The following is a 232-nucleotide window of genomic DNA, read 5'->3' as shown; positions in this document are numbered from 1 at the left end:
GCTGTCCCGGCGGCACTATGCCGAGCAGGTGCTGGCGGGGCCTGCGCTCGCCAACCCGCGGGCGACGCGGGAGTTCCTGCGGGCGCGGCTGCGGGATCGGGGGTACGAGGTTTTTTGCTGCCTGTTTCTGGACAATCGCCACCGAGTCATCGCTTTCGACGAAGTTTTCCGGGGCACGATCGACGGCGCGAGCGTACATCCTCGCGAGGTGGTCAAGCTGGCGCTGTCCCGG

General features: G+C 68.1%; 1 protein-coding gene. It reads left to right on the top strand.

Annotation, left to right across the window (positions count from 1 at the left end; all coding sequences use genetic code 11):
* Positions 1–232, top strand: a 232-nt coding sequence (locus RYX56_RS25550; protein WP_317124544.1) for a JAB domain-containing protein, incomplete at both ends; no start/stop codon positions are given.

This window comes from Alkalihalophilus lindianensis (assembly GCF_032843265.1).
GTDB classification, from domain to species: domain Bacteria; phylum Bacillota; class Bacilli; order Bacillales; family Bacillaceae_D; genus Alkalihalophilus; species Alkalihalophilus lindianensis.
The sequence above is the reverse complement of the archived record's forward strand: the minus strand, read 5'-3'. Positions and strand labels throughout refer to the sequence as shown.